The sequence below is a fragment of the Microbacterium sp. T32 genome, from assembly GCF_001619615.1.
Lineage (GTDB): Bacteria > Actinomycetota > Actinomycetes > Actinomycetales > Microbacteriaceae > Microbacterium.
In genome coordinates, this window is record NZ_LQQP01000041.1 from 1 (window position 1) to 391 (window position 391).

The following is a 391-nucleotide window of genomic DNA, read 5'->3' on the forward strand; positions in this document are numbered from 1 at the left end:
GCCGGCGTCGCAGGCGAACACGATCGTGTTCAGCTGCTTCGTGGCGACGGCACCCCCGAGGCCGCCCAGGGCGCCCTCGACGTCGCGGTCGGCGGAGGCGGTGACGTCGCTCGAGGTGCGCGAGCGCAGGCCGCCGAGGGCCGCCGATTCCTTGCCCTTGTTGGCCTCGGTCTGGTCGATGGCCGCGGCGAATGCGTCGTCGCCGCCCTCGGCCGCGAGGTCGCGCTTGCGCGAGGCGCGGAGGATGACACCCGCGATCAGGAACGTGACCACGGCGGCCACGGCGACCGAGAGGTACACCACCAGGAGGTTGGCAGGTCCCGCACCGATCGCGGCGGCGGTCACCGCGATGATGCTGCCGGGGGCGGCCGGGAAGACCAAGCCGCCGCCG

1 pseudogene is annotated in these 391 nt (G+C 74.2%); it reads right to left on the minus strand.

Annotation, left to right across the window (positions count from 1 at the left end):
- Positions 1-391 (minus strand): annotated as a pseudogene (locus AVW09_RS18050) (PTS mannitol transporter subunit IIB); the annotation flags it as partial.